The 22,760-nt window shown below is 70.1% G+C and carries 19 protein-coding genes; 11 read left to right on the top strand and 8 right to left on the bottom strand.

Going from position 1 to position 22,760, the window contains the following annotated elements:
* Positions 1-501: a cupin domain-containing protein gene (locus DJ021_RS13300; protein WP_111458006.1), complete on the top strand. Its 501-nt coding sequence runs from the start codon at positions 1-3 to the stop codon at positions 499-501.
* Positions 502-628: 127 nt separating this feature from the next.
* Here the strand turns inward: DJ021_RS13300 and DJ021_RS13305 are convergent, their stop codons facing one another.
* Positions 629-1,879 carry an MFS transporter gene (locus DJ021_RS13305; RefSeq protein WP_243626016.1) on the bottom strand — a complete coding sequence of 417 codons (1,251 nt, stop codon included), beginning with the start codon at positions 1,877-1,879 and terminating at the stop codon, positions 629-631.
* Positions 1,880-2,142: 263 nt separating this feature from the next.
* Positions 2,143-2,643, bottom strand: a complete 501-nt coding sequence (locus tag DJ021_RS13310; RefSeq protein ID WP_111458007.1) for a glycine zipper 2TM domain-containing protein — start codon at positions 2,641-2,643, stop codon at positions 2,143-2,145.
* Between the two features lie 335 nt (positions 2,644-2,978).
* Here DJ021_RS13310 and DJ021_RS18950 point away from each other — a divergent pair, with 335 nt between their 5' ends.
* From DJ021_RS18950 to DJ021_RS13325, 4 genes are all read left to right on the top strand, one after another.
* Entirely contained in the window at positions 2,979-3,191 is a 213-nt protein-coding gene (locus tag DJ021_RS18950; RefSeq protein WP_165837053.1) for a hypothetical protein, read from the top strand.
* Positions 3,192-3,376: 185 nt separating this feature from the next.
* The gene (locus DJ021_RS13315; protein ID WP_111458008.1) at positions 3,377-6,061 is read left to right on the top strand and encodes a polar localization protein TipN; all 2,685 of its coding nucleotides are present in this window, start codon (positions 3,377-3,379) and stop codon (positions 6,059-6,061) included.
* A gap of 19 nt (positions 6,062-6,080) precedes the next feature.
* Complete coding sequence (gene dgcA / locus DJ021_RS13320) at positions 6,081-7,061, top strand: N-acetyl-D-Glu racemase DgcA (RefSeq protein WP_111458009.1); 981 nt, start codon at positions 6,081-6,083, stop codon at positions 7,059-7,061.
* An 82-nt stretch (positions 7,062-7,143) separates the two neighbouring features.
* Positions 7,144-7,599 carry a DUF4112 domain-containing protein gene (locus tag DJ021_RS13325; protein WP_111458010.1) on the top strand — a complete coding sequence of 152 codons (456 nt, stop codon included), beginning with the start codon at positions 7,144-7,146 and terminating at the stop codon, positions 7,597-7,599.
* Between the two features lie 20 nt (positions 7,600-7,619).
* Here DJ021_RS13325 and lldD read toward each other — a convergent pair whose 3' ends face one another.
* A complete protein-coding gene (gene lldD / locus DJ021_RS13330) occupies positions 7,620-8,756 on the bottom strand; it encodes an FMN-dependent L-lactate dehydrogenase LldD (RefSeq protein WP_111458011.1) in 1,137 nt (378 codons plus the stop codon).
* 1 nt (position 8,757) lies between these two features.
* Positions 8,758-9,576 carry an IclR family transcriptional regulator gene (locus DJ021_RS13335; RefSeq protein ID WP_111458012.1) on the bottom strand — a complete coding sequence of 273 codons (819 nt, stop codon included), beginning with the start codon at positions 9,574-9,576 and terminating at the stop codon, positions 8,758-8,760.
* Positions 9,577-9,832: 256 nt separating this feature from the next.
* Here DJ021_RS13335 and DJ021_RS13340 point away from each other — a divergent pair, with 256 nt between their 5' ends.
* The 4 genes from DJ021_RS13340 to DJ021_RS13355 all read left to right on the top strand — a co-directional run bounded on the left by DJ021_RS13340 (position 9,833) and on the right by DJ021_RS13355 (position 15,769).
* Entirely contained in the window at positions 9,833-10,582 is a 750-nt protein-coding gene (locus DJ021_RS13340) for an SDR family NAD(P)-dependent oxidoreductase (protein ID WP_111458013.1), read from the top strand.
* A 383-nt stretch (positions 10,583-10,965) separates the two neighbouring features.
* Positions 10,966-13,827: a TonB-dependent receptor plug domain-containing protein gene (locus DJ021_RS13345; protein ID WP_165837212.1), complete on the top strand. Its 2,862-nt coding sequence runs from the start codon at positions 10,966-10,968 to the stop codon at positions 13,825-13,827.
* A gap of 65 nt (positions 13,828-13,892) precedes the next feature.
* Positions 13,893-15,215: an MFS transporter gene (locus tag DJ021_RS13350; protein WP_111458015.1), complete on the top strand. Its 1,323-nt coding sequence runs from the start codon at positions 13,893-13,895 to the stop codon at positions 15,213-15,215.
* A 56-nt stretch (positions 15,216-15,271) separates the two neighbouring features.
* The gene (locus tag DJ021_RS13355) at positions 15,272-15,769 is read left to right on the top strand and encodes an AraC family ligand binding domain-containing protein (protein ID WP_111458016.1); all 498 of its coding nucleotides are present in this window, start codon (positions 15,272-15,274) and stop codon (positions 15,767-15,769) included.
* A gap of 17 nt (positions 15,770-15,786) precedes the next feature.
* Here DJ021_RS13355 and DJ021_RS13360 read toward each other — a convergent pair whose 3' ends face one another.
* The 3 genes from DJ021_RS13360 to DJ021_RS13370 are packed head-to-tail and all read right to left on the bottom strand — an operon-like array spanning position 15,787 to position 19,052.
* On the bottom strand, positions 15,787-17,148 hold the full coding sequence (locus DJ021_RS13360) for a tetratricopeptide repeat protein (RefSeq protein ID WP_165837213.1): 1,362 nt from the start codon (positions 17,146-17,148) through the stop codon (positions 15,787-15,789).
* A 43-nt stretch (positions 17,149-17,191) separates the two neighbouring features.
* A complete protein-coding gene (locus DJ021_RS13365) occupies positions 17,192-17,710 on the bottom strand; it encodes a ComEA family DNA-binding protein (RefSeq protein WP_133255009.1) in 519 nt (172 codons plus the stop codon).
* A gap of 1 nt (position 17,711) precedes the next feature.
* Complete coding sequence (locus DJ021_RS13370) at positions 17,712-19,052, bottom strand: beta-propeller fold lactonase family protein (protein ID WP_111458019.1); 1,341 nt, start codon at positions 19,050-19,052, stop codon at positions 17,712-17,714.
* Positions 19,053-19,432: 380 nt separating this feature from the next.
* Here DJ021_RS13370 and DJ021_RS13375 point away from each other — a divergent pair, with 380 nt between their 5' ends.
* Positions 19,433-19,843: a hypothetical protein gene (locus tag DJ021_RS13375; RefSeq protein ID WP_111458020.1), complete on the top strand. Its 411-nt coding sequence runs from the start codon at positions 19,433-19,435 to the stop codon at positions 19,841-19,843.
* Positions 19,844-19,866: 23 nt separating this feature from the next.
* Here DJ021_RS13375 and DJ021_RS13380 read toward each other — a convergent pair whose 3' ends face one another.
* Entirely contained in the window at positions 19,867-20,160 is a 294-nt protein-coding gene (locus tag DJ021_RS13380) for a hypothetical protein (RefSeq protein ID WP_133255010.1), read from the bottom strand.
* Positions 20,161-20,403: 243 nt separating this feature from the next.
* On the opposite strand from DJ021_RS13380, the gene DJ021_RS13385 reads away from it, so the two are divergent.
* The gene (locus DJ021_RS13385) at positions 20,404-22,731 is read left to right on the top strand and encodes a GumC family protein (protein ID WP_243626018.1); all 2,328 of its coding nucleotides are present in this window, start codon (positions 20,404-20,406) and stop codon (positions 22,729-22,731) included.
* Positions 22,732-22,760 lie beyond the last annotated feature (29 nt).

Genomic DNA, 22,760 nt, shown 5'->3' on the forward strand with positions numbered 1-22,760 from the left:
TTGAAGAAGCTCGGGTGGAAGGCCGGCGCGCTGGCGCTGGGGGTGCTTGGACTGGGCGTCGGGGCGGGGACCGTCGCGCTGGGGCAGACGAATGAGCAGCCCTCCGTGCGGCTGTCGCCGAAGGAGATCCACTGGGTCGACTACCCGGGCGCCGCGGGCAAGCTTGGGATGAAGGAGGCGTTCCTCTATGGCAATCCGACCAAGCCCGGCCTCTACGTGATCCGCCTGAAGTTCCCGCCGGGCGTCATCAGCCATCCTCACAGCCATCCGGACGACCGCATCGGCGCGGTGCTGAAGGGCACGCTGTGGATGGGCGAGGGGACGAAGTTCGACCCCGCCGCCACCAAGCCGGTGCCCGCAGGCGGCTTCTTCGTCAGCCACCACGGCGAGATGCACTTCGACGGCGCCAAGAAGGAGGAGGTCATCCTCCAGATCGTCGGCATGGGTCCGAGCGGCAAGACCTCCGCCCACCCCGACGAGCCGGACTTCACCAAACAATAGAGGCCCGCCGAAGCGGCGCCATGGTTCATGCGCCAGTCACGTGCAAAAGCCGAGAAGGCGCCTGCCCGAAGCCCAACGGGCGATTCCCAGGCGGGCGCCTGGCTCCCGACAGATTACCAGGCGCCCGTCACTTCTCCGCCCCGAGCACGCGCTGGACCACGAACACCAGCAGGCCCGAGGCGCAGAGGCAGGCGGCCAGGAACAGCATCGGCATGAAGTTGCTGCCGGTGGCGTCGTGGATGATCGGCACCACGTTCTGGGCCACGAAGCCGCCCATGTTGCCCACCGAGTTGATGGCGGCCAAGCCCGCCGCCACCGAGGCGCCCCGCAGGATGGTCGAGGGCAGGGTCCAGTAGACCGGCTGGGCCGAGAAGATCCCCGCCGCGGCGATGCTGAGGAAGGCGAACTTCCACACCGGTCCCGGGACCACGACGCTGAGGATCAGGAACACCGCGCCCACCGCGAGCGGGCCGACGATGTGCCAGGTCTTCTCGCCGGTGCGATGGGAGTGGCGCGGCACCCACCACAGGGCGAGGGCCGTGCAGACCCACGGGATGATGTTCAGGAAGCCGTTGACGGTGTTGGAGACCCCGAAGCCCTTGACCACGGTCGGCAGCCAGTAGCTCAGCCCATAGGCCGCCAGCGGGAAGCCGACGTAGGTGCCGGCGATCAGCAGGATGCGACGGTCCAGCAGGGCCGCGATCGGGTTGGGGTGATCGGTCTTGCCCATCTCGGAGTCCTCCGAGGTGATCCGCTCCAGGAGCCAGGCCTTCTCCTCGTCGGTGTAGAACCGCGCCTTCGCCGGGCCGTCGGGCAGCCAGAACAGGGTGACGAAGCCCATCAGGACGGCCGGGCCGCCGGTGGCCAGGAACACCAGCTGCCAGCCGCGCAGGCCGAATGTCCCGTCAAGGTCGAGCAGCCAGCCGCACAGGGGCGCGCCGACCGCATTTGCGACGACGCTGGCGATCATGAACCAGCCGACCATCCGCGCCCGGTGGTCCTGCGGCATCCAGACGGTCAGGAGGTAGAGAACGCCGGGGAAGAAGCCCGCCTCGCAGACCCCCAGCAGGAAACGCAGGGCGTAGAACATCGCCGGGTTCTGGGTGAAGCCCAGGGCCACCGTCACCAGGCCCCAGGAGACCATGATCCGCGCGAACCACAGCCGCGCGCCCAGCTTGGCGAGGAACAGGTTGCTGGGCACCTCGAACAGGAAATAGCCGACGAAGAACAGCGAGGCGCCGAGGCCGTAGGCCGACTCGGACAGGTGCAGGTCGCCGGCCATCTGCAGCTTGGCGAAACCGACGTTCTGCCGGTCGACGTAGGCGATCAGGTAGATCAGCCCCAGGAACGGCATGATGTGGCGCATGAATTTCGCCACCACCCGCTGCTCCAGCGTCCGCGTCGCCGGTCCGGCCCGCGTCGAAGTCCGGGCGGCAGGCGTCCCGATCGGGGTCGGCGTATCCAGGGCGTCCTCCTGTCGCGCGTGAACGGCGCGGCGGTCACATCTAGCGGGAGGCAGACACTAGCCACAGCCGGGCTGTCGTCATCTCGAAATCTACGTGATCGGCCCGGCCGGACATGGCGAGGCCGCGCCCATCGGTTGATGGACGCGGCCCCGGCCGATCGAGCGGGCTCTAACCCTTAGTAGGGATAGCCCGAGTAGCCGTTGTTGTACGAACCGCGATAGCCGTTGTCGTAGTAGCGGCTGTCATAGGTCGGCCGGCGCTGGCTGTAATACCGGTTGCCATAGCCGTTGTTGGCGTAGCCGCCGTTGCTGTAGTAGCCGTTGTTGTAGCTGTTGCTGTAGTAGCCGTTGTTGTACGCGCCCTGGCTGTAGTAGCCCTGGCCGCAGGAAGTGCGCGCGGAGCTGCGGCCGATGTTGTTGCCGACCACCGCGCCGGCGACCGCGCCCAGGGCCGCGCCGCCGCTACGGCCGCCGTGGTGGCTGGCCAGGTTGCTGCCGATCAGCGCACCGGCGATGCCGCCGATGACCGCGCCGGTCGTGCCGTTGTTATGCTGCCTCTGCTGGCAGGGATCGCGGCCGTCGTAATAGCCGCGGTAATCCTGGGCGAAGGTGGGAGTGGCGACCGTGCCAACCGCCAGGGCGGCGATGACGGCGCCAGAAATAGCGGCGACTTTCATGTCTTTCTCCAGTCCTCTGTTCAAACCTCGCGGCGTCGGCCGCAACAGTCGTTGGACGTAGAAAACACCCAAGCCCCTGAACGGCTCCTTGGGTCGCCGTTATCTTCGGTTCATCTGACGGACATCCTGGGCTTACGCCTAAGCTTGGCCGAATGTCCCACGACCACTGTTCGGCCTGCGTCGCAGGACCTGGAACCGTCGGCCGGGCCCGCTGTGGGCAAGGCGCGCCGGAGGTCGCCAACATTGCGAAAAATTCACGCGACAGGCTGTCGCACCATGGCGGCGCTTACCGTATAACGTCGGTCGACGGAATCGCGCCGGCAGGGAGCAGCCCGATGACCACATTGACGGAGATCGTGGCCGCCGTCGTCGTGCATTCCTCGACGGCTGCGTTGTCGCACTTCGGAGTGATGCTGGAGCCGGCGCAGGTCGAGCGGCCCGCGCCCGCGCCTGCGGCCGAGCGCGTGGTCGCCCGTTCGCCGCGGCGTGCGGACAAGGTTTCCGACTGTCCGCAGGGCGCGAGCCGGACCCCGGTCGTCAGGGCCTGAGCCGCCCGCCCGAGTCCCTCGCCTGAACCCCTAGGCGCAAGCCCTTGCGGCGGCGCGACAATCCGACCCTCCGAACCATTGATTCCAGCCACGCTGTTTGCGTCTGCCCGCATCGCGGGTAATCCTTGCGTCCGCGGCGGCGAGCTCAGGGGCGAGCCCGCCCGTCCGCGTAGTGGAAGGCGCGCATGAACTTCAGGAAGCGGCGTCAGCCGACGGATTTCGGGATGTCCGGCGACGCGGACCGCGCCGTGGCGACGCAGGCGATCGAAGCCGATCTCGACCTCAACGAGCCGCTGGTCGCGCCGCTGATCGAGGCCGAGCCTTCGGCGCCCCTGCAGCCGCCGCCGTTCCGCAGCGAAGTGGCGGCCAGCGCGCCGCGCACGCCGGCCCGGCGTCCCGAGCCGCCGGCCGCGGCCCCCGTGGCCGAGGCGACCTTCGAAGCGCCGTCGGCGTGGCCGATCTATCTGATCGCCCTGGCGGTCTCCGTGCTCTGGGCGACCGCGCCGATCGCCTTCGCCATCGGCTATCGCAATTCCGTCGCCCCGTTGCAGAACGACGCCTTCGCCCTGTTCGTCTTCGGCCTGCTGGCGGTCGGCCCCGCCGCCTTCGTGTTCGGCTGCGCCTACATGATCCGCCAGGGCCAGAAGCTGGCGGCGGAGACGCGCCGCGCCAAGGCGATGGCCGAGGACATGCTGTCGCCGGCGCTGAGCGCCGCGGTTCGCGCCGGCCACGTGGTGCAGGGCGTGCGCGAGGAGATCGTGCGGGCCGGGGCGGCGGCCGACGACGCCCGCGAAACCCTGCTGGCGCTGCGCCAGGCGCTGTCGGTGGAGACCGAGACCCTGGTGGAGAACACCCAGGCCTCGGTGCGCAGCGCGCAGGAACTGACCGGCGCGCTGGGCCGCGAGCGCACCGGCATGCGCGACCTCGCCGAGACCCTCGACGCCCAGGCGACCCGGGTGTCCGACACCATCACCCAGCAGGCGCGGATGGTGACGGAGGCCTCCGAGCTCGCCGACACCCAGCTTCGCGAGGCCGAGGCGACGCTGGCGGCCCGCGCCGCCGACCTGGCCGCCGCGGCCGGGGAGGCGGGGGACGCCGCGCGCACCGCCGGCGAGGACCTAGTCCGCCACATCGCCCGCCTGGAGACCGCCGGCGTCGGCGTCTCCGAACAGGTCCGCTCGGTGGAAAGCGGGCTGTCCGACCAGCGGGCGGCGCTGATCACCCTGTCGCACGCTCTGCGCGCCGACCACGACACCTTCGCCAGCGAGGCCGAGGCGCACGCCGCCAGGCTCGGCGAGTTCATCACCCAGGCCCGCCTCTCCGCCGTGGAGATGAGCGATCGGGCGGCCAAGGGCGGCGAGGCCCTGAAGGCGCTGATGGCCGACGCCGCCGACCAGTTCCGCGACCTCGCCGAGACCGCCCGCGCCGAGCGCGAGGAGTTCGGCCAGTCGAGCCTGCAGTCTCTTGAGGCCGTGTCCCAGGCGGCCGCCGACCAGCGCGCGCAACTGGAAGCCCAGACCCGGGCCGCCATCGAGGCGCTGGGCCGCGCCGCAGAGGAGACCCGCGAGGCTGCGGCGCGCCACGCCGTCACCGCCCGCGAACAGGTGGACCAGCTGTCGGAAGCCGCCTTCGCGGCCGGCCAGAAGGCCAACCAGGTGTTCGAGGCCCGCCTCGCCGAGGCCCGCGCCCTGGTCGAGCAGTCCTCGCAGATGGTCGAACAGGCCGGCGCCGCCACCGCCCGCAAGCTGGACGAAGGCGCCGCCGCGGCCCGGGAGACCCTGCATGAGCTCGAGGCCATGCTCGGCGAGCTGGAGGCCCGCGCCAAGTCGCTGCCGGCCACCGCCCGCGGCCAGACCGAACAGGTCCGCGCCGCCGTGACCCAGGGCATGGAAGACCTGATGGCCGCCGCCCGCCGCACGGCGGAGGAGGCCGAGGCCATCGACGTGGCTTTCCAGGGTCGTGTGCGCCACAACTTCGAGATGCTGAGCGAGGCCGTGCGGCTGATGGGCACGGCGGCCGCCGCGGCCCCGCCGATCGCCGCGCCGAAACCCGCCGCCCCACCGCGGGCGGTCAAACCGACGTTCCGCGCCGCCTACGCCGCCCCGACGCTGCAGCCCCCAACCGCGGCCTACGCGGCGCCGCCGGACGCCGCCGCGGCCGCCTCTGAGGCGGAAGAACCGGAGCCGGCCGGCAGCCTGGCTTCGGCCTCGGGCGCCGTCGAGCCGGACGTCGAGCCGGACCTGGAGCTGGACGATATGGTTGAGCCCGCGCCCGACCACCCGACCGTGGCCAAGGCCGCCGCCGCGCCGCTGGCCGAGCGCCTGGGCCTGCGGCCGCGGCTCAAGCTGACCCCGACCGCCAGCGACGAGGAATTCTCCTCGATCTTCGAAGCGGCCGGCGGCCCGCCGCCCGCGCAGGCGGCGTCCGACGACGAGGACGAGGCCGAGGAGGCCGAGCCGGCGGACAGCTGGACCTGGAAGGACCTGCTGGCCTCGCTGGACGGCGGCGAGGGCGAGAAGCTGGAGGACATCCTGGCCGGCGAGCTCGGCAAGATGGGCGTCGACCCGGCCAAGCTGCTGCCCAAGGCGCGGATCGACGAGATCGCCGCCGCCGTGCAGACCGGCGACCTCGACGGTGCGCGGCAGGTGGTCAAGCGGCTCGCGCCGGCCGCCACCCGGCGGATCGTGCGCCGGCTGTTCACCGACGAGGCGTTGCGCAACCAGGTGGCCACCTACGTCCGCCGCTACCAGACGCTGGTCGACGATGCGGTGGTTCGCGATCCGGAGGGCTTCCTGATGGCCAACCTGCTGGGGGGCGAGGCCGGACGGCTCTACCTGCTGCTCGACGCGGCGGCCGGGGACACGATCTGAGGCCGGGCAGGGCGCGTCCGTGCCCCGCCTGACCGCCCGGGCCGAGCGCTGGCCGCTGGCCGAAGCCTTCGTCATCGCCCGCGGCGCCAAGACCGAGGCCGAGGTGGTGGTCGCCGAGATTTCCGACGGGGCCTGCCGGGGCCGCGGCGAGGCGACGCCATATGCGCGCTACGGCGAGAGCGTTGACAGCGTCCTGGCGCAGATCGCCTCGGCGGGTGACGCCCTCGAGGCCGGAGCCGGGCGCGCGGAGCTGCAGGACCTGCTGACGGCCGGCGCTGCGCGCAACGCCCTCGACTGCGCGCTCTGGGATCTCGACGCCAAGCGGGCCGGGGTGCGGGCCTGGACGCTGGCCGGGCGCGCGCGCCTCGACCCGGTGAAGACCTGCTTCACGATCAGCCTGGGCACGCCCAAGGAGATGGCCGCCGCGGCGGCGATCCAGGCGCGCCGGCCGATGCTGAAGCTGAAGATCGGCGGGCCGGACGACCTGGCGGGCGTGGCTGCGGTCCGCGCCGCCGCGCCGCGCACCCGGCTGATCGTCGACGCCAACGAGTCGCTGGGCTTCGACGAGCTGCGGCGACTGGCGCCGGAGTTCGCCCGCCTCGAGGTCCAGCTAATCGAGCAGCCGCTCCCCGTCGGCGACGACGCCGCGCTCGACGGCTACGTCAGCCCCGTGCCGCTGTGCGCCGACGAGAGCCTGCACACCCGCGCCGATCTGGCCGCCTGCGCCGGCCGCTACGCCTACGTGAACATCAAGCTCGACAAGGCCGGCGGGCTCACCGAGGCGCTGGCGCTGGCCCAGGCGGCGCGGACGCAGGGGTTCGGGATCATGACCGGCTGCATGGTGGCCACCTCGCTGGCCATCGCGCCGGCGATGATCCTCGCCCAGGGGGCGGGGTTCGTGGACCTCGACGGACCGCTGCTGCTGGCCCGCGACCGCGAGCCCGGCCTGGCGATCACCGGCTCGCTGCTCGAGCCGCCGTCGCCGGAGCTGTGGGGCTGAGGTGCGGCGTACGGCCCCGCTCGATATTGCGCCGAAGCTCCCCACTTGGAGCCGGAGGGACACGACGGACGTTGGGGATCACATGGACGTCACTCGCGAACGCGCACACCGCGCCTGGCGCAACGCCGAGCGCATCAAGCGGCTCTCCGACAACCTGATCAAGATCGGGCCGTGGGGCCTTGGCCTCGACGGCGTGCTGGCCTGGGTGCCGGGCGCGAACCTGATGTACAGCGTCGGGGCCGGCGGCCTGCTGGTGTTCGAAGCGCTCCAGGCCGGGGCGTCGGCCTACACCCTGCTGCGGATGGGCGTCTATCTCGTGGCCAACAGCGCCATGACCGAGGTCCCGATCGTCGGCTGGGCCATGGACACCCTGTTCCGCGGCCACCTGATGGCCGCCAACGCCCTGCAGAAGGACATCGAGAAGCGCCACGGGAAGGCCGAGATGGCGGACACCGGCTTCGGGTTCGGCTTCGGCGGACGGCGGCGCGAGGCCTCGGGCGTGGTCGAGCTGCCCGAGGGCGCCTGGCGCGCGAAATAGCGGCCCCGAAGCCTTGCGCGCTACTCCGCGAGGATGCTGCGGTCCAGCTGGCGGACGTCGGTCGATCCGGTCAGCGCCATGGCGATGCGCATCTCGGCCTCGATGATGTCCAGCAGTCTGGCGACGCCGGCGCCGCCCTGCGCGCCCAGCGCATAGGCCCAGGCGCGGCCGAGCAGCACGCCCTTCGCGCCCAGCGCCAGCATCCGGACCACGTCGAGGCCCGAGCGCACGCCGCCGTCGACCAGCACGGTCAGGGCGTCGCCGGCCGCCTCGGCCACGGCGGGCAGCGCGCGGGCGGTGGACATCACGCCGTCGAGCTGGCGTCCGCCATGGTTCGAGACCACCACCCCATCGGCCTGCAGGGCCCGGGCCTCGCGCGCGTCCTGCGGGTCGAGGATGCCCTTGATGATCAGCGGACCGTCCCAGTGCTCGCGGATGAAGCCCAGGTCGCGCCAGGTGACCCGCGGATCGAAGTTGCGCGCCATCCAGCCGATGAAATCCTCCAGCCCGCTGCTGTCGCCCAGCACCGGGGCGATGTTGCCGAGATTGTGCGGCCGGCCGCGGACGCCCACGTCCCATGCCCATTGCGGGTGGGTGACCGCCTGGGCGAACCGCCTGACGGCGGCGTTGGGACCGGACATGCCGGAGTGCTGGTCGCGGTGGCGGGCGCCGGGCATCGGCATGTCGACGGTGAAGACCAGGGCCGAACATCCCGCCGCCTTCGCCTGGGCGAGCAGGTCGATCATGAAGGCGCGGTCGCGGATGACGTAGAGCTGGAACCACAGGGGGTCCTTCGTGGCCGCCGCGACCTCGGCCAGAGGGCAGACGGAGACCGTCGACAGGCACATCGGCACGCCCTTGGCCTCGGCGGCGCGGGCGGCCTGGACCTCGCCGCGGCGGGCGTACATGCCGCTCAGGCCCACCGGACCCAGCGCCACCGGCAGGCTCTGGCGGCGGCCGAACAGGGTGGTGGAGAGGTCGATCTCCGAGACGTCGTTGAGCACCCGCTGGCGCAGGGCGACCTGTCTCAGGTCCTCCACGTTGCGGCGGCAGGTGACCTCGTCATAGGCGGCGCCGTCGATGTAGTGGAACAGGAACGGCGGCAGGCGGCGACGGGCCGCCTCGCGGAAGTCCGACACGCTCGCGACCGGCCGCATCCTAGGCTTGCGCGCCGTCGCCGTTGGCCCGCCAGCCGAGCTCGCGGCTGATGGCGGCCGCCACGTCGGTGACCGTGCCGACCAGCTCGCCCATGCGCGCGTCGTCCATGTACTGGGCGACGCTGGAGACGCTGATCGCGCCGACGATGGCCCCTGAGCCGTCACGGATCGGCGCGCCGACACATCGGATGCGGTCTTCGTTTTCCTCCAGGTCGAAGGAGTAGCCGCCGGCGGCGTAGCCGTGCATCCGCTCGGCCCACGTGTCGAAGGCGGCGCCGTCGAGCTTCCCGCGGCCCGCCTCGGCGTCGAAGATCGCCCGCCACTGCTCGGGCGCGGTGTCGATCAGCAGGGCCTTGCCGAGGCCGGTGGAGCAGAGCGGATGGCGCTCGCCCACCCGCGAGCCGATCTCGATGCGGCGGCGCCCGGGCAGCTTGTCCAGGTAGAGCGCCTTGTCGCCGTCCAGCACGCCAAGATGGACCGCGTCGCCGGTGAGCTCGCAAAGGCCTTCAAGAAAAGGGCGGGCGACCCGCGGCAGGTTGATCTGTTCGCGCGCGGCGAAGCCCATCTCCAGCAGCTTGGCGCCCAGGGTGTAGCCCTGGCGCGGGACGAGCTTCAGGTAGCCGCGCTCCACGAGGGCGGACGCCAGCCGGTGCACCGTGCTGCGGTTCAGGCCCAGCCGGGTGGACAGCTCCGCCAACGCCGCCGGCCGGGCCATCACCGCCTCAAGCAGATCCAGGCCCCGCAACAGGGTCTGGGCGCCTGCCGGGGGGGCCGGCGCAGGCTCCCGCGCCATCTCATCTATTGACCCACTATTCCTCATAATATAGACAACTATCTCACATAATGGGACGACACAAGAGGGAAGGTCGGCGCCAATTGATGGGCTGACCCCGGACGGAGATCAAGCTTGGTTCAACCTCGTGGCGCCGGCGCCGTGGCGCCGCCGCGGGTTTGGGCGAGCCGGTGCTGAGCGCGTTGCGCCGCTCCGCACGACCGGACCTCCGCCGCCGTCGGCCGGGAAGACGTTGGGCGCCACGGCGGAGGTACGCCGGGCGAAACAGGAAAAGGGAGGCAGCATGACCGTTTACCCAGGTCGCTTTGCTGGACGCACAGCCATCATCACCGGCGGCGCGTCCGGGCTTGGCCGCGAGACCGCGGCGCGGATCGTCGCCGAAGGCGGCCAGGTCGCGCTCTGGGACATCAACGCCGAGCACCTTGAGGAGGCGAAGTCCGCCATCGGCGCGACCTACACCGTCGCGCTCGACGTTTCCGACCACGCGCAGGTCGCCAAGGCCGCCCAGTCCAGCAAGGCCGCCTTGGGCAAGGTCGACATCCTGGTCGCCAGCGCCGGCATCACCGGGGCGACCAGCCCTGTCCACGAGTTCCCCGTCGACAGCTGGCGCCGCGTCATCGACATCAACCTCAATGGCCTCTTCTACAGCTGCCGGGAAGTCGTTCCGCTGATGCTGGAGAACGGCTACGGGCGGATCGTCAACGTCGCCTCCGTGGCCGGCAAGGAGGGCAATCCCAACGCCTCGGCCTACTCGGCCTCGAAGGCCGCGGTGATCGGCTTCACCAAGTCGCTCGGCAAGGAACTCGCCACCCAGGGCGTGTTGGTCAACAGCATCACGCCGGCGGCCTTCGAGAGCCCGATCCTCAGTCAGATGCCGCAGAGCCAGATCGACTACATGCGCTCGAAGATTCCCATGGGCCGGCTGGGCGGAGTCGAGGAGACGGCGGCCCTGGTCTGCTGGTTGGTGAGCGAGGAGTGCTCCTTCTCCACCGCCGCCACCTTCGACACCTCCGGCGGGCGCACGACCTACTGAATTGCACCGGCGTAACGCCGTCCGGCGACACGCTTGACAATTTGTGTTCCAAATGTAGGATTGTAATATCATATAGTGAGACGTCGCAGCCGCGACCACTCACAGGGGCAGGTCCTTGGGATCTGCTGAAACTGGTCGCCCGCCCGGGCGGCTGCGGGAGGCGACAGTGGCGAAGACCACGAGCCAGGGGACGAACAGGTTCAGCTCCGTGCGCCGGGCGCGCGGACGCCTGCCCACGAACTCCCGACCCACGACAATTCACGAACAGGCGGCGCGCGCACGGGGAGCCGCACGGGGAGCCGCCTGAGAGTCACGCGTCACGGCTCCGCATGGCCCGAGAAGGCCAGCGGGGCGGAAACATAGAGTTCCTGGGGAGGGACAAAATGAAATCCAACCACCTGTCAGCCACCAGCCGGCTGCGCGCCGTCCTGCTTTCGAGCTCGACGCTGGCGTTCGCGGCGCTCGCTCTGGCCACGCCGGCCTCGGCGCAGCAGAAGAGCGCCAACGACGAGATCAGCGAGGTGGTGGTGACCGGCTCCCGCGTGGTCACCGACGGAACCCGCGCCCCGACGCCCGTCACGGTTGTGTCCTCCCAGCAGCTGCAGATGGCGGCGCCGCGGACCATCACCGACGGCCTGCTGCAACTGCCGATCTTCAAGGGCTCGCCCAGCGTCCAGAACCAGGGCACCGGCACCACCGGCTCCAACGGCGCGGCCTACCTCAACCTTCGCGGCCTCGGCACCCAGCGGACCCTGGTCCTGCTCGACGGCCGGCGCGTCGTCCCGGCCTCGTCGGCCGGCAGCGTCGACGTCGCCCTGCTGCCAGAATCCCTGGTCCAGCGCGTCGACGTGGTCACCGGCGGCGCCTCGGCCGCCTACGGCTCCGACGCCGTGGCCGGGGTGGTCAACTTCATCCTCAACACCAAGTTCGTCGGCCTCAAGGGCGAGGTCCAGGGCGGCATCTCCCAGCACACCGACGACAGCAACTACAAGGCCTCGCTCACCTGGGGCGGCAGCTTCCTGGAAGATCGCCTGCACGTGGTGGCGAGCGGCGAGCACTACTACAGCGACGGCGTGAAATACGCCCAGGGCCGCGACTTCACCCAGTATGCGCTGGGGGCGATCACCAACCCCAACGTGACCGCCGCCAATCCGGCCTCGCCGAGCAACCCGAAGCAGCTCGTCGTCACCCAGCCCTATTCGTCGATCGCCGCGCTCGGCGGGCTGATCACCAACACCTCGCTCCGCGGCACGACCTTCGGTCCCGGCGGCGTGGCGCAGCCGTTCCAGTACGGTCAGTTCGTCAGCTCGACCCAGATGCAGGGCGGCGGCGGCTACAATCCGGGTCTGCTCCTGACCCTCCAGCCCAAGCAGCAGCGCGACGCGGTGTTCGGCCACGTCACCTATGACGTCACCGACAATCTGACGGTGTTCGCCGAGACGAACATCGCCCGCAACAAGGTCAGCTACAACAGCCTGCCGACCTTCGAGCTGAGCGCCACGGCCTTCAACATCTTCGCCGACAACGCCTACCTGCCGGCCTCGGTGCGCTCGCAGATGGCGGCCGGCGGCATCAACTCGGTGGTGGTGGGCCGGATCAGTCCGGACATCGCCATCCCCCACCTCGACGGGGTCAGCGACACCAAGACCTTCACCGTCGGCTTCGACGGCAAGCTGGGCGGCAGCTGGTCCTATCACGGCTACGCCCAGACCGGACGCAACCACGCCAACTACAAGACCTCCGACGACCCGATCTCCGACAACCTCTATCGGGCCGCCGATGCGGTGGTGAACCCGGCCAACGGCCAGATCGTCTGCCGCACCACCCTGACCGATCCCAACAACGGCTGCGTGCCGCTGAACATCTTCGGCTACGGCTCGCCGTCAGCGGCCTCGCGGGCCTACATCGTCGGCACGGCCGTGCAGGACGTGAAGGTCCAGCAGGACGTCGCCGAGTTCAGCATCCAGGGTGAGGTCTTCAAGCTGCCGGCAGGCCCCGTCTCCGCCGCCGCCGGCGTCGGCTACCGCAAGGAAGAGTTCACCCAGACCACCGACAGCCGCTCCACCGAGATCCGCACCGGCGCCGGCATCCCCGGCTATCCCAGCGGCCTGGTCAACACCCTGGGCGGCTTCGAGCGGACCAATCCGCAGCCGACCGCCGGCAGCTACGACGTGAAGGAAGCCTTCGCGGAAGCCCAGGTCCCGCTGCTCACCGACGCGCCGCTGGCCAAGTCGCTGACCCTGAACGGCGCGGTCCGCTACACCGACTACAGCACCAGCGGTGGGGTCACCTCCTGGAAGGTGGGGGCGGTCTACCAGCCGTTCGACGGCCTGACGCTGCGGGCCACCCGCTCGCGCGACATCCGCGCGCCGAACCTCGGCGAGCTCTATCAGGGCTCCAGCCAGGGGACCTCGACGGTCACCGATCCGCGGAACGGCGGCGCGGCGACCAACGCGCTCACCGGCGCGGTCGGCAACCCCGCGCTGACGCCGGAGCTGTCCGACACCACGGTCATCGGCTTCGTGGCTGCGCCGACCTTCATTTCCGGCCTCAGCGTCTCGGTCGACTACTACGACATCAATATCGCCGACGCGATTTCCGCCCTGACCGCCCAGCAGGAGATCAACCTCTGCCAGGCCGGCGCGACCGAGATCTGCGGCTTCATCGAGCGCAACGCGGCGAACACCATCACCCGGGTGCGGCTGCCGTTCTTCAACGTCGCCCAGCGGCTGACCAAGGGCATCGACGCCGAGGCCTCCTACACGGTCCCGCTGTCGAACTTCTCGGACAGCTGGGACGGGACCCTGTCGTTCCGGGCGCTGGTCAACCACCTGATGGAGTTCACCACCCAGGTGCAGGGCGCCCCGCCGCTGAAGCTGGCCGGCGACATCGGCAACAACAGCACGCCGCACTGGAGCGGGGTGTTCACCGCGTCGCTCGACGTCGGGCGGGCCCGGATGTTCGTCCAGGAGCGGTGGATCGGCGACGGCCGGTTCGACAACACGCTGAGCCCGACCGACATCAGCCGCAACCACGTGCCGGCGGTCTTCTACACCGACGCGACGGTCACCTATGACATCACCGCCGACAAGCGGCTGGTCGGCTTCTTCACGGTGAACAACCTGTTCGACAAGGACCCGCCGGCCACGCCCGGCTTCCTGATCGCCGGCAGCAGCTTCGGCAACCGCACGCTCTATGACCTGATCGGCCGCATGTACACGATCGGCCTGCGCTTCCGCATGTGACGGCCGGGCCTCGCCGCCGGCGCTCCCCCGCCGGCGGCGTCCCCGATTTCCGAAGGTAGGACGCCATGACCCAGACCGCCGAAGCGGGGCGCCGCAGCCGCGTCCGCTGGCTGATGATCGCGCTCACCCTCGGCGTCGCTTCGGTCTCCTATCTCGACCGCGCCAACATCTCGATCGCCGCGGTCTACCTGCGCCAGGACCTGGGCCTGAGCGACGTGCAACTGGGCATGGTGTTCAGCGCCTTCGTGCTCGGCTACGCCTTCACCCAGCCGCTCGCCGGGCGCCTGGCCGACCGGTTCGGCGCCTACAAGATGACCGCCGTGGGCATCCTGTGGTGGAGCGCGCTCACCGCCATGACCGCGATGATCCCGTCGGCGTTCGCCGGCGCGTTCGTCCTGCTGCTGGCGGTGCGGTTCATCCTCGGCGTCGGCGAGGCGGTGATCTTTCCGGCCAGCAACCGGCTGGTGGCCAACTGGATGCCGGCGCAGGAGCGGGGGTTGGCCAACGGCCTGATCTTCGCCGGCGTCGGCCTGGGGGCCGGGGTCGCGCCGCCGCTGATCACCACCATCATGCTCAACCACGGCTGGCGGTGGGCCTTCTGGATCAGCGCCGCCATCGGCCTCCTGGCGTTCGTCGTCTGGGTGCTGCTGGCCCGCGACCGGCCCGAGAAGCACCCGCGGGTGAACGCCGCCGAGCTCGCCCACATCACTGCCGGGCGTCCGGCGGACCACGCGGTGGGCGCGGCCCAGCCGCTCGCCTGGCGCACCATCGTGGCCAGCCGCCACGTGGCCCTGCTGACGCTGAGCTATTTCTGCTTCGGCTACGTGGCCTACATCTTCTTCAGCTGGTTCTTCATCTACCTGTCCAAGGTCCGGGGCCTCGACCTGAAGTCGAGCGGCCTCTACGGGACGCTGCCGTTCATCGCCATGGCCGTCGCCTCGCCGCTCGGCGGCTGGGTCTCCGACAAGCTGGCGATCCGCTACGGCCAGCGCCTCGGCCGCTGCGTCCTGGCCGCCCTCGGCATGGGCCTCTCGGCGGTGTTCGTGGCGCTGGCGACCCAGGTGGCCGACGCGCGCCTGGCGGCGGTGGTGCTGGCCGGCGGTTCGGGCGCGCTCTACCTGGCCCAGAGCGCCTACTGGACGCTGAGCGCCGACCTCGGCAAGTCCTCGGCCGCCTCGGTGGCTGGGGTCATGAACATGGGCTGCCAGATCGGCGGGGCGGTCGTGGCCTCGCTGACACCGGTGATCGCCGGCCGGTTCGGCTGGTCGTCGTCGCTGCTGTTCGCCGCCGGCGTGTCGATGGTCGGCGCCGTGGCGTGGCTGTTCATCGATCCCGCCGCGACCCTCGCCCACCTGCCGCTCCGCGCCCGGCGCGCGGCGGTGGCGTGACGGGCCGACGACCTGTGGTAGAGCTTAGGTCCATCACCAGTTCGAGGAACGACGACGTGTCCCAGCCCGCAAATTCCGTCCGCAGCGCCGCCCTGGCGGCCATCACCGCCGGCCTCCTGAGCCTGGCGTCCGCCGCCGTCGCCCAGCCGGCGGAGGAGGGGACCTACGTCAGCGCCGCGGAGCTGAGCGCGAAGGTCGCCAAGACCACGGAGGGGACGGCCCTCTACACCGTGCCGACCGGACCGGGCGCTATCGTGCTCGCGGCGCGCCGGACCCGCGACGGCGAGGTCGAGGTGCACGACCGGCTGAACGACGAGTTCGTGGCCCGCGAAGGACACGCCAGCGTGCGGGTCGGCGGCCGGGTGGAGGGCAATCGCCAGACCGCGGCGGGCGAGTGGCGGGGCGGCGCGATCACCGGCGGACGCGTCTATCAGATGTCGCCCGGCGACGTGCTCTGGATCCCGGCCGGCCTGCCGCACCAGGTGCTGGTCCCGACCGGCAAATCGTTCAGCTACCTCGCCTTCAAGTACCCGAAGGCCGAAGCCGCGCATTAGCGGCGGCGGGCCAGCTGCTAGCGGGTGGGGGCGTCGAGGTCGCCGAACAGCAGTGACACGTTGATCCGCTTGTTCAGGTAGCCTTCCTTGAAGGCGCACTGGTCGGTCTTGTGGAACAGCGCCGACTTGAAGAAGACGGCGCGGTTGGCGCGATGCGGCACGATCGTGGACTTCGCGCCTGACTGCGCCAGGAACGCCCGCACCGCGGCCTCGTCGCCGTTGTAGTGGCGCATGGTCGGCTCGTCGGGCGCGCAGACGTCCCAGATCTCCATGCCGCCATGGGCCGGATCCAGGTTGGCCTCGTCCGGGGTGATGTAGAAGTTGACGTTCACTGCCGAGTTGTCGGCGTGGGTGTTGGTGCCGGTGGAAAGCTCGCTGTCGTACTTGAACGCGCCGAGGTACCGGAAGCGGTGGGGCGCGAAGATCGCGGGGTAGGTGGCCTGGATCTCCTCGGCGATCTGGGCCAGCAGCGGGCAGGCGAAGCCGTCCTCCGGCGTCGCGCCGATGTAGCCGGCCTGGTAGATCCTGCGCCAGATCGTCGACCCGGCGCAGTAGAGGCGCAGCTTCTCCAGCGCCGGCGGCGTCAGGAAGTCGTCGATCACCACCAGCTGCGGCCAGTCGCGCGACCAGTGCGCCAGAAGCTCCGGCGTCGCGTTGGCGGGATTGACCGCAGGTCCCGACAGCCGCGCGCCGTCGGCGATCCGGAACATGTCGGCGACCGCCGGCGCGCCCGGCGGCGCCTGGCCGCCGGCGAGGTAGTCGCGCTGCTCGCGGTCGTGCTTCAGCTTGTGCGCCGGCTCGAGCGGGCTCGGCGGGCGAGGCGGCGCCTGCGGGCCGTAGACCAGGTCCGCGCGGCGCATGAAGTGCTCGAATCCCTCGGCGATGGCGCCGGTCTGGGAGAGCGCCGCGGCCAGGTGGAAATGGGCCTCGGCGAATTCCGGGCGGATCGCCACCGCGCGGCGGTAGGCGGCGATGGCCTCCGCCAGCCGGCCGTTGGCGCTGTGCGCGGCGCCCAGGTCCGCCTGCGCCTGCGCCGCCATGCCGTCGAGGCCGGGGCCGGAGAGGCCACGCTGGCGCGCCGTCTCCAGCAACCGCAGCGCCTCGTCCGGCCGGCCGCAGGCCAGCAGGCCGCGGGCATAGGAGAGCCAGTACTGGCCCTGGGCGGGCTCAGCCTGCAGGGCGCGCTTGAGGAAGGCGAGGCCCTGCTCCGGCTGGCTGGACTGGGCGAGCACGGCCCCGAGATTATGGTTGGCGATGGCGTCGACGGGTCGCTGCTGCAGCACCTTGCGATAGAGGCGCTCGGCCTCCGCCAGGCGGCCGGCCCGCTGGTGGGCGACAGCCGCCTCCATGGCGGCGTCAAGAGAGGCGGCGTCGCTCATGCCCATGGCGTCCCGACCTGATCCTCCCGCGCGCCTGTTCAGCCTAGAACTGCAGGCAGCCGTTGGATTTCAACGTCTCCAGGATGGCGCGGTCAACGCCGGGAATGGTCGCCAGGTCAGCGATGTCCGCGAACGGGCGCTTCGCCCGCCGCGCCAGGATCGCGTCCACCGCGTCGTCGCCAAGCTGTAGGGTCGGCCCCAGCTCCTCGGCCGGAGAGGTGTTCACGTTGATGATCGTCAGGTTCTTCTGGAAATAGGCGACCACCCGGTTCAGCTGCTCGTCGGAGCCGGTGGCGCCCAGGCGCGACATCTGGCCGTAGGTCTCCTCCCAACGGGCCGACGAGCGCGGCGTGCTGAGGAACTGCGACGAGGCGTGGCAGCGGGTGCAGACCACGGTCACCGCCTCGAAATCCGCCGGGTCCTTGTCGAGCTTCGAGGCCTTGGCGATGGCCGCCGCGTCGCCGGGCAGGCCGACCGCCGGGGCGGCGGCCAATCCGCAGGCGCCGGCGAGCGCCGCGAGGCAGCCGATCCGTCTCAGGCCCCGGCTAGCTGCGGACGCCACCTCAGCGCTCGGCGCGGGCCGTGCCCTTTTCACGGGCCAGCCGGGCTTCCACCGCGCTCGGCACGCCGACGGCGAACTGGTCGACCGTTCGGACCAGGTGGCCGTTGATGTCGAAGGCCATGTCCTGGACCTTCTCGCTGTCCATGTGCCGGCCGTATTCGTCCCGCAGCTGGCCGACGATGGTGTGGGTCGCCACGTCGACCACATCGCCCGAGGCCATGTAGGCGCGCTTGCCGTCGAGGCCCATGGTGATCCAGCCGTTCGGCGCGCCGTTGGTCTTGAAGCTCTTTTGCGGCGCGAGCACCGGCCATTCGCCGGTATTGTCGTAGACCAGCACCTGGTTGTTGATGGCGTCGGGCAGCCAGACCTCGCTCTCGTCAGGGGTCAGCGCCAGACCATGCATCGGCGCGCCGTGCCCGAAGAAGTTGAGGTTCGGATCGGCCCATTTGGCCTTCCACATCTCCGCCGGCGCCTCGATGCGCTTGATCACCTTGCCGCTCTTCACGTCGGCGATCTCGAAGCCCAGCAGGTTGTTGAGGTTGGCGTAGATCCGCGTGGCGTCGTGGTTGATCACGAAGACCCGGATGTGGTCCGAGAAGGTGATGGTCTTGATCGGCTTGCGGCTGGGCACATCGGCGATCGTCATGGTGATGCCGTTGGGCGCGGCGAAGTCGGTCTTGCCGTCAGGGCTGAGGTTCATGTTGTGGTTGAACATGCTCATCGGCGTGGGGATGGTCCCCTTGACCTCGCCGGTCTTCGCATCGATCACCCGGTGGAAGTTCTTCAGGTCCGAGCCGACCACCAGGGTCAGGCCGTCGGGCGTGATCTCGCCGCGTTCGCAGCAGGTGCCGGGCTCGTAGGCGTTCTCCCAGACCACCTTCTCCGTCAGCAGGTCGATGGCGATGAGGTGACCGCGCGTCGAGACGTAGATCATGTTGGTGACGGGGTTGGCCATCATCGCCGACACCGACTCCGGCGCGATGGGCGCCGGACGCCACTGGAAGTTGATCCGCTTGACGAAGCTGTAGTTGTCCTTGGCGTCCAAGACCACGATGCTGCCCGGCACCGCCGCGTAGATCAGTTCCTTGGCTCCGAGGTTGAAGCCGCGGCCCGGACCCGCCAGGCGGCCATCCGAGTGTCCCGCCTTGCGATACGGCCGATCGGCGGAGCCCTTGGCGATGGCCGTGGGGATGCATTGGCGCGCGCCGTCCAGTTCGCCGTTGCAGGGCACGCCGTTGGCGTCGAGATTGCCCTTCGGGGCCTGGGCCAGGGCCGGGCCGGTCGTGCAGACCATGATGGCGGTGCAGGATGCGGCGGCGGCAAGCGCGGTTCGCAGTTTCATCTCGTCTCCCGATGCGTTTCCACTGGTCTTGACGACCTATCTTCGTGCCGCTCTCGAAGATGGCTGGCCAGGTGACCGGCCGCGCATCTCAATATGCGGGATTGTTGTTCGAAGTCTGGGACTTGGGCGTGCGGCTGTCAAGTCGCCACCCCGGGCGCGAAGACGTGAACTGAACGCCAGGTCGGCGGATTGCCCCCAACGTGAATCTACGGCCAAGCACCTGCTCGGATATTGTCTCATTTATGACGTATTCCGATATTGGCAAGAGCTGTCGTGCACTTGAAGTGCAGTAGATAGCCAATTTAGGATCCATTAAAACTACGGCATAGCTCGAACCTAACTTATCGGCCGCTCGTTGTACGCTTATGTTAAGCGCAGGAGTGGTCACAGGACCGCCTCCGAAGCTCTACGGAGGCTACAGAATTCTCTGCACGGCGCTCGCGGTTCTGGCGACGCCCGGCGCCGGCCAGGCGAGCGGACTCACCGCCGTTCGCGCGGTCGAGCCCCCGCCGTCGCAGTACGCGTCCGGTCCGACCCAGTACGGCGCCACCGTGGAGCGCAGCTTCTCCAGCCCGGACGAGCTCGAGGCGTTCTGCAACTTCTACCTGGGCAGGCCGGCGAGCGGCTATTACCAGGCCTGCTACATCCCGGCCCTCGACACCGTGGTCATTCCCGACAAGCGCGCCTGGCCGAGCGCCCGCGAGCGCGAGGCGCTCCGTGAGCACGAATGGGCCCACGCCCGCGGCTGGCGACATGGCCTCCTGACGACGGCGTCCGCCCGCCAGTACTGACCTGCGTCGTTCGCCCGCCGAGCCTATTCGACGCGCGCCGAAGGCTCGTCGACCGGTCCGTGGCGCAGCTCCGGCTGCGGACGGGGCGGCGCCCCCTTCGACCAGGCCCAGTAGACCAGGCCCAGGATGGCCAGGCCGAGCGGGGCGACGACGGCCGCCAGCGGTAGCGGAACAGCCCACGTCCCCTGCAGCGCCGCCCGCACCGCCCAGGCGACAAGGCCCCAGAGCAGGCAGCTGAACAGCAGCGCCGCGACGAGTTTCAAGCCAAGGCCGGTCAGGCGGTGAGGATCCGACCTGTGGGCCGATCTGTCAGACATCCCTCGATCCACTCCAGAGCTCGACGGGCCCCGCGAGTTGGACATCCGCAGGCGCCCGAGCCCCCAGGCTCCGGCCTATCAATTTCGGCGCAATCGGCGGGTCAGACAAGCCGCCGCGCGCCGCGCCGAGTGCGGCATCGTCGCGCCGCCGCCGCCGATGCGAGGTGAGGCAGGGGAACGATCGGCGAAAATCCCGATTTTGAGGCGCTTCGAGTGGATCACATGATTTGAGAGGCTGCTGGCGTGGCTACGCTTCACGACATCGAGATTGCCGACGACCGTGTCCGTCAGATGCGCGACGTAGGGAGCGGCGCGTCTTTCGGAATGGGCGCGGCCGCGACGTCCCCGCCGCCGTTCCGGGCGGGCCACATCGCCGCCATCGATCTGCGTGGCCTGATCGCCGTCCTGCGCCGCCGTCTGCGCCTGTTCATGGCGGTCGTGGCCGCCGTCGCGGCCATCGTTGTTCTCGCCACCGTGCTCGCCACGCCCAAGTACACGGCGACGGCGGTGGTGATGCTCGACCCCCGCAGCGAACGGGTCACCAAGGTCGAGGACGTGCTTTCGTCCCTTCCCGCGGACTCGCCGGTCGTCGACACCGAGGTCGAGGTTCTCGAGTCCAGGCAACTCGCCGCCAGGGTGGTCAAGGCCCTGCGGCTGGAGAAGGACCCCGAGTTCAACGCGCGCCTGAAGACCGGTCCGAGCCTGCACTCCGTGCTGCAGAGCCTTGGCCTCGCCCCCGCCAAGACGAAGACCCGCTCGCCGTCGCCCAAGGAACTGGAGCAGGTGGTCAATGCGGTTTCCAAGAACCTGTCGGTCAGCCGCGCGGGATTGACCTATGTCATCCGCATCGGATTCAAGTCTGAGAACCCTGCCAAAGCCGCGATAATCGCCGACGAGTTCGCCGACCTCTACATCCTGCAGCAGCTGGAATCGAAGTCGCAGGCGACGCTTCGCGCGTCCAACTCCCTGAATTCCAGGCTCGGCCAGCTCCGGGCCCAACTGCTCGCCAACGAGACGGCGGTCCAGCAATTCAAGATCGACAACAACCTGCTCAGCGCGTCGGGCGCGACGCTGACGGAGCAGGAAATCTCCAACTACAACCAGTCGCTGGCGCAGGCGGAGGCCCAGGTCGCGGAGGATCAGGCCCGGCTCGACACCGCGCAAAGGCAGCTCGCCACAGGGTCCACCGGCGACGACGTCGGCGAAACCCTGAATTCGCCCGCGATCCAGAAGCTCAAGGAGCAGCGGGCCGAAGTGAGCCGGCGGGTCGCCTCGATGCAGACCCAGTTCCTCGACGCCTATCCCGAGATGACCAAGGCCCGCAGCGAGCTGGCCGACGTGGACGCCCAGATCGCCGCGGAAACCCACCGCATCGTTTCGAACCTCGAGGCCAAGCTGCAGGTCTCCCGCCGGCGCACCGCCGCGGTGGCGGGGAGCCTTGGCGGGGCCAGGAGCCAGCTGGCGTCCAACACCCGCGCGAGCGTTCGGCTCGACGAGCTGGAGCGCAACGCGCAGGCCTCGCGCACGCTCTACGAGGCCTACCTTGCGCGGTACAAGGAGACGAGCACCCAGGAAGGCCTTGAGAACGCCGACGCACGCCTCGTCGCGCGGGCGCGGCTGCCGGTCGCTCCGAGCTCGCCGAACGTCCCCCTGAACCTTCTGGTCGGCGCCATCCTGGCGCTTGGCGCGGGCGCCGGCGCGGTGGCCCTCGCCGAGGCGCTGGAGGCCGGGATCGCGACCTCAGCCGACGTCGAGCGGCGCTTCCGGGTCAGGTACGTCGGGGCGGTCCCTCTGCTGGGCTCGGTGGCCAAGCGCGCCACGCTCGCCCCGGCCGCCTACGTCGTCGCCAACCCGCTCTCGAGCTTCTCGGAGGCGTTCCGCAGCCTGCGCGCATCCATCGTCTACACCGCCGCCAGACGGCCGGTGAAGGTCGTGGCGGTCACCTCTGCCTTGCCGGGCGAAGGCAAGACGACGACCGCCGTCTGCCTCGGACGCGCGGCGGCGCTGCAGGGCTTCAGGGTGGTGATCGTGGACTGCGACCTGCGCCGCCGCAGCTTGCAGCGGGCGATGAGTGTCGACGCCGAGCACGGCCTGCTCGACGTGCTGGACGGCACGGTGGAGCTCTCCCGGGCCATCGTGAAGGACAGCGAGACCGACGCCGACATTCTTGCGCTGACCGACACCTCGGCCACGCCGGCCGATGTGTTCGGGTCGCGGGCCGTCGACAGGCTGCTGGCCGAACTGCGGAGCCTCTACGACCTGGTGATCCTGGACACCGCGCCGGTCCTCCCGGTGGCGGACTCCCGGGTGCTGGCGCGCAAGGCCGACTTCGTCCTGCTGGTGGCCCGCTGGCGGGCCACGCCCTACCAGGCGGTCCAGGAAGCCCTGCGCCTGCTGGCCGGAAGCAGTGTCGAGGCCGGCGGCATCGTCCTGAACCAGGTCAACATGGAGCAGCAGTCCCGCTACGGCTACGGCGACCCCGCCTATTACTTCAAGGCCTATCGGACCTACTACCTGGAGCCCCCTGAACACTCGGACGGCCGGATTGGATCGCAGGGCGCGCGTGCCTAGAGGCGTCGCCACAAATCCGAGCCTGGGCT

The sequence above is a fragment of the Phenylobacterium hankyongense genome, assembly GCF_003254505.1.
GTDB lineage: Bacteria > Pseudomonadota > Alphaproteobacteria > Caulobacterales > Caulobacteraceae > Phenylobacterium > Phenylobacterium hankyongense.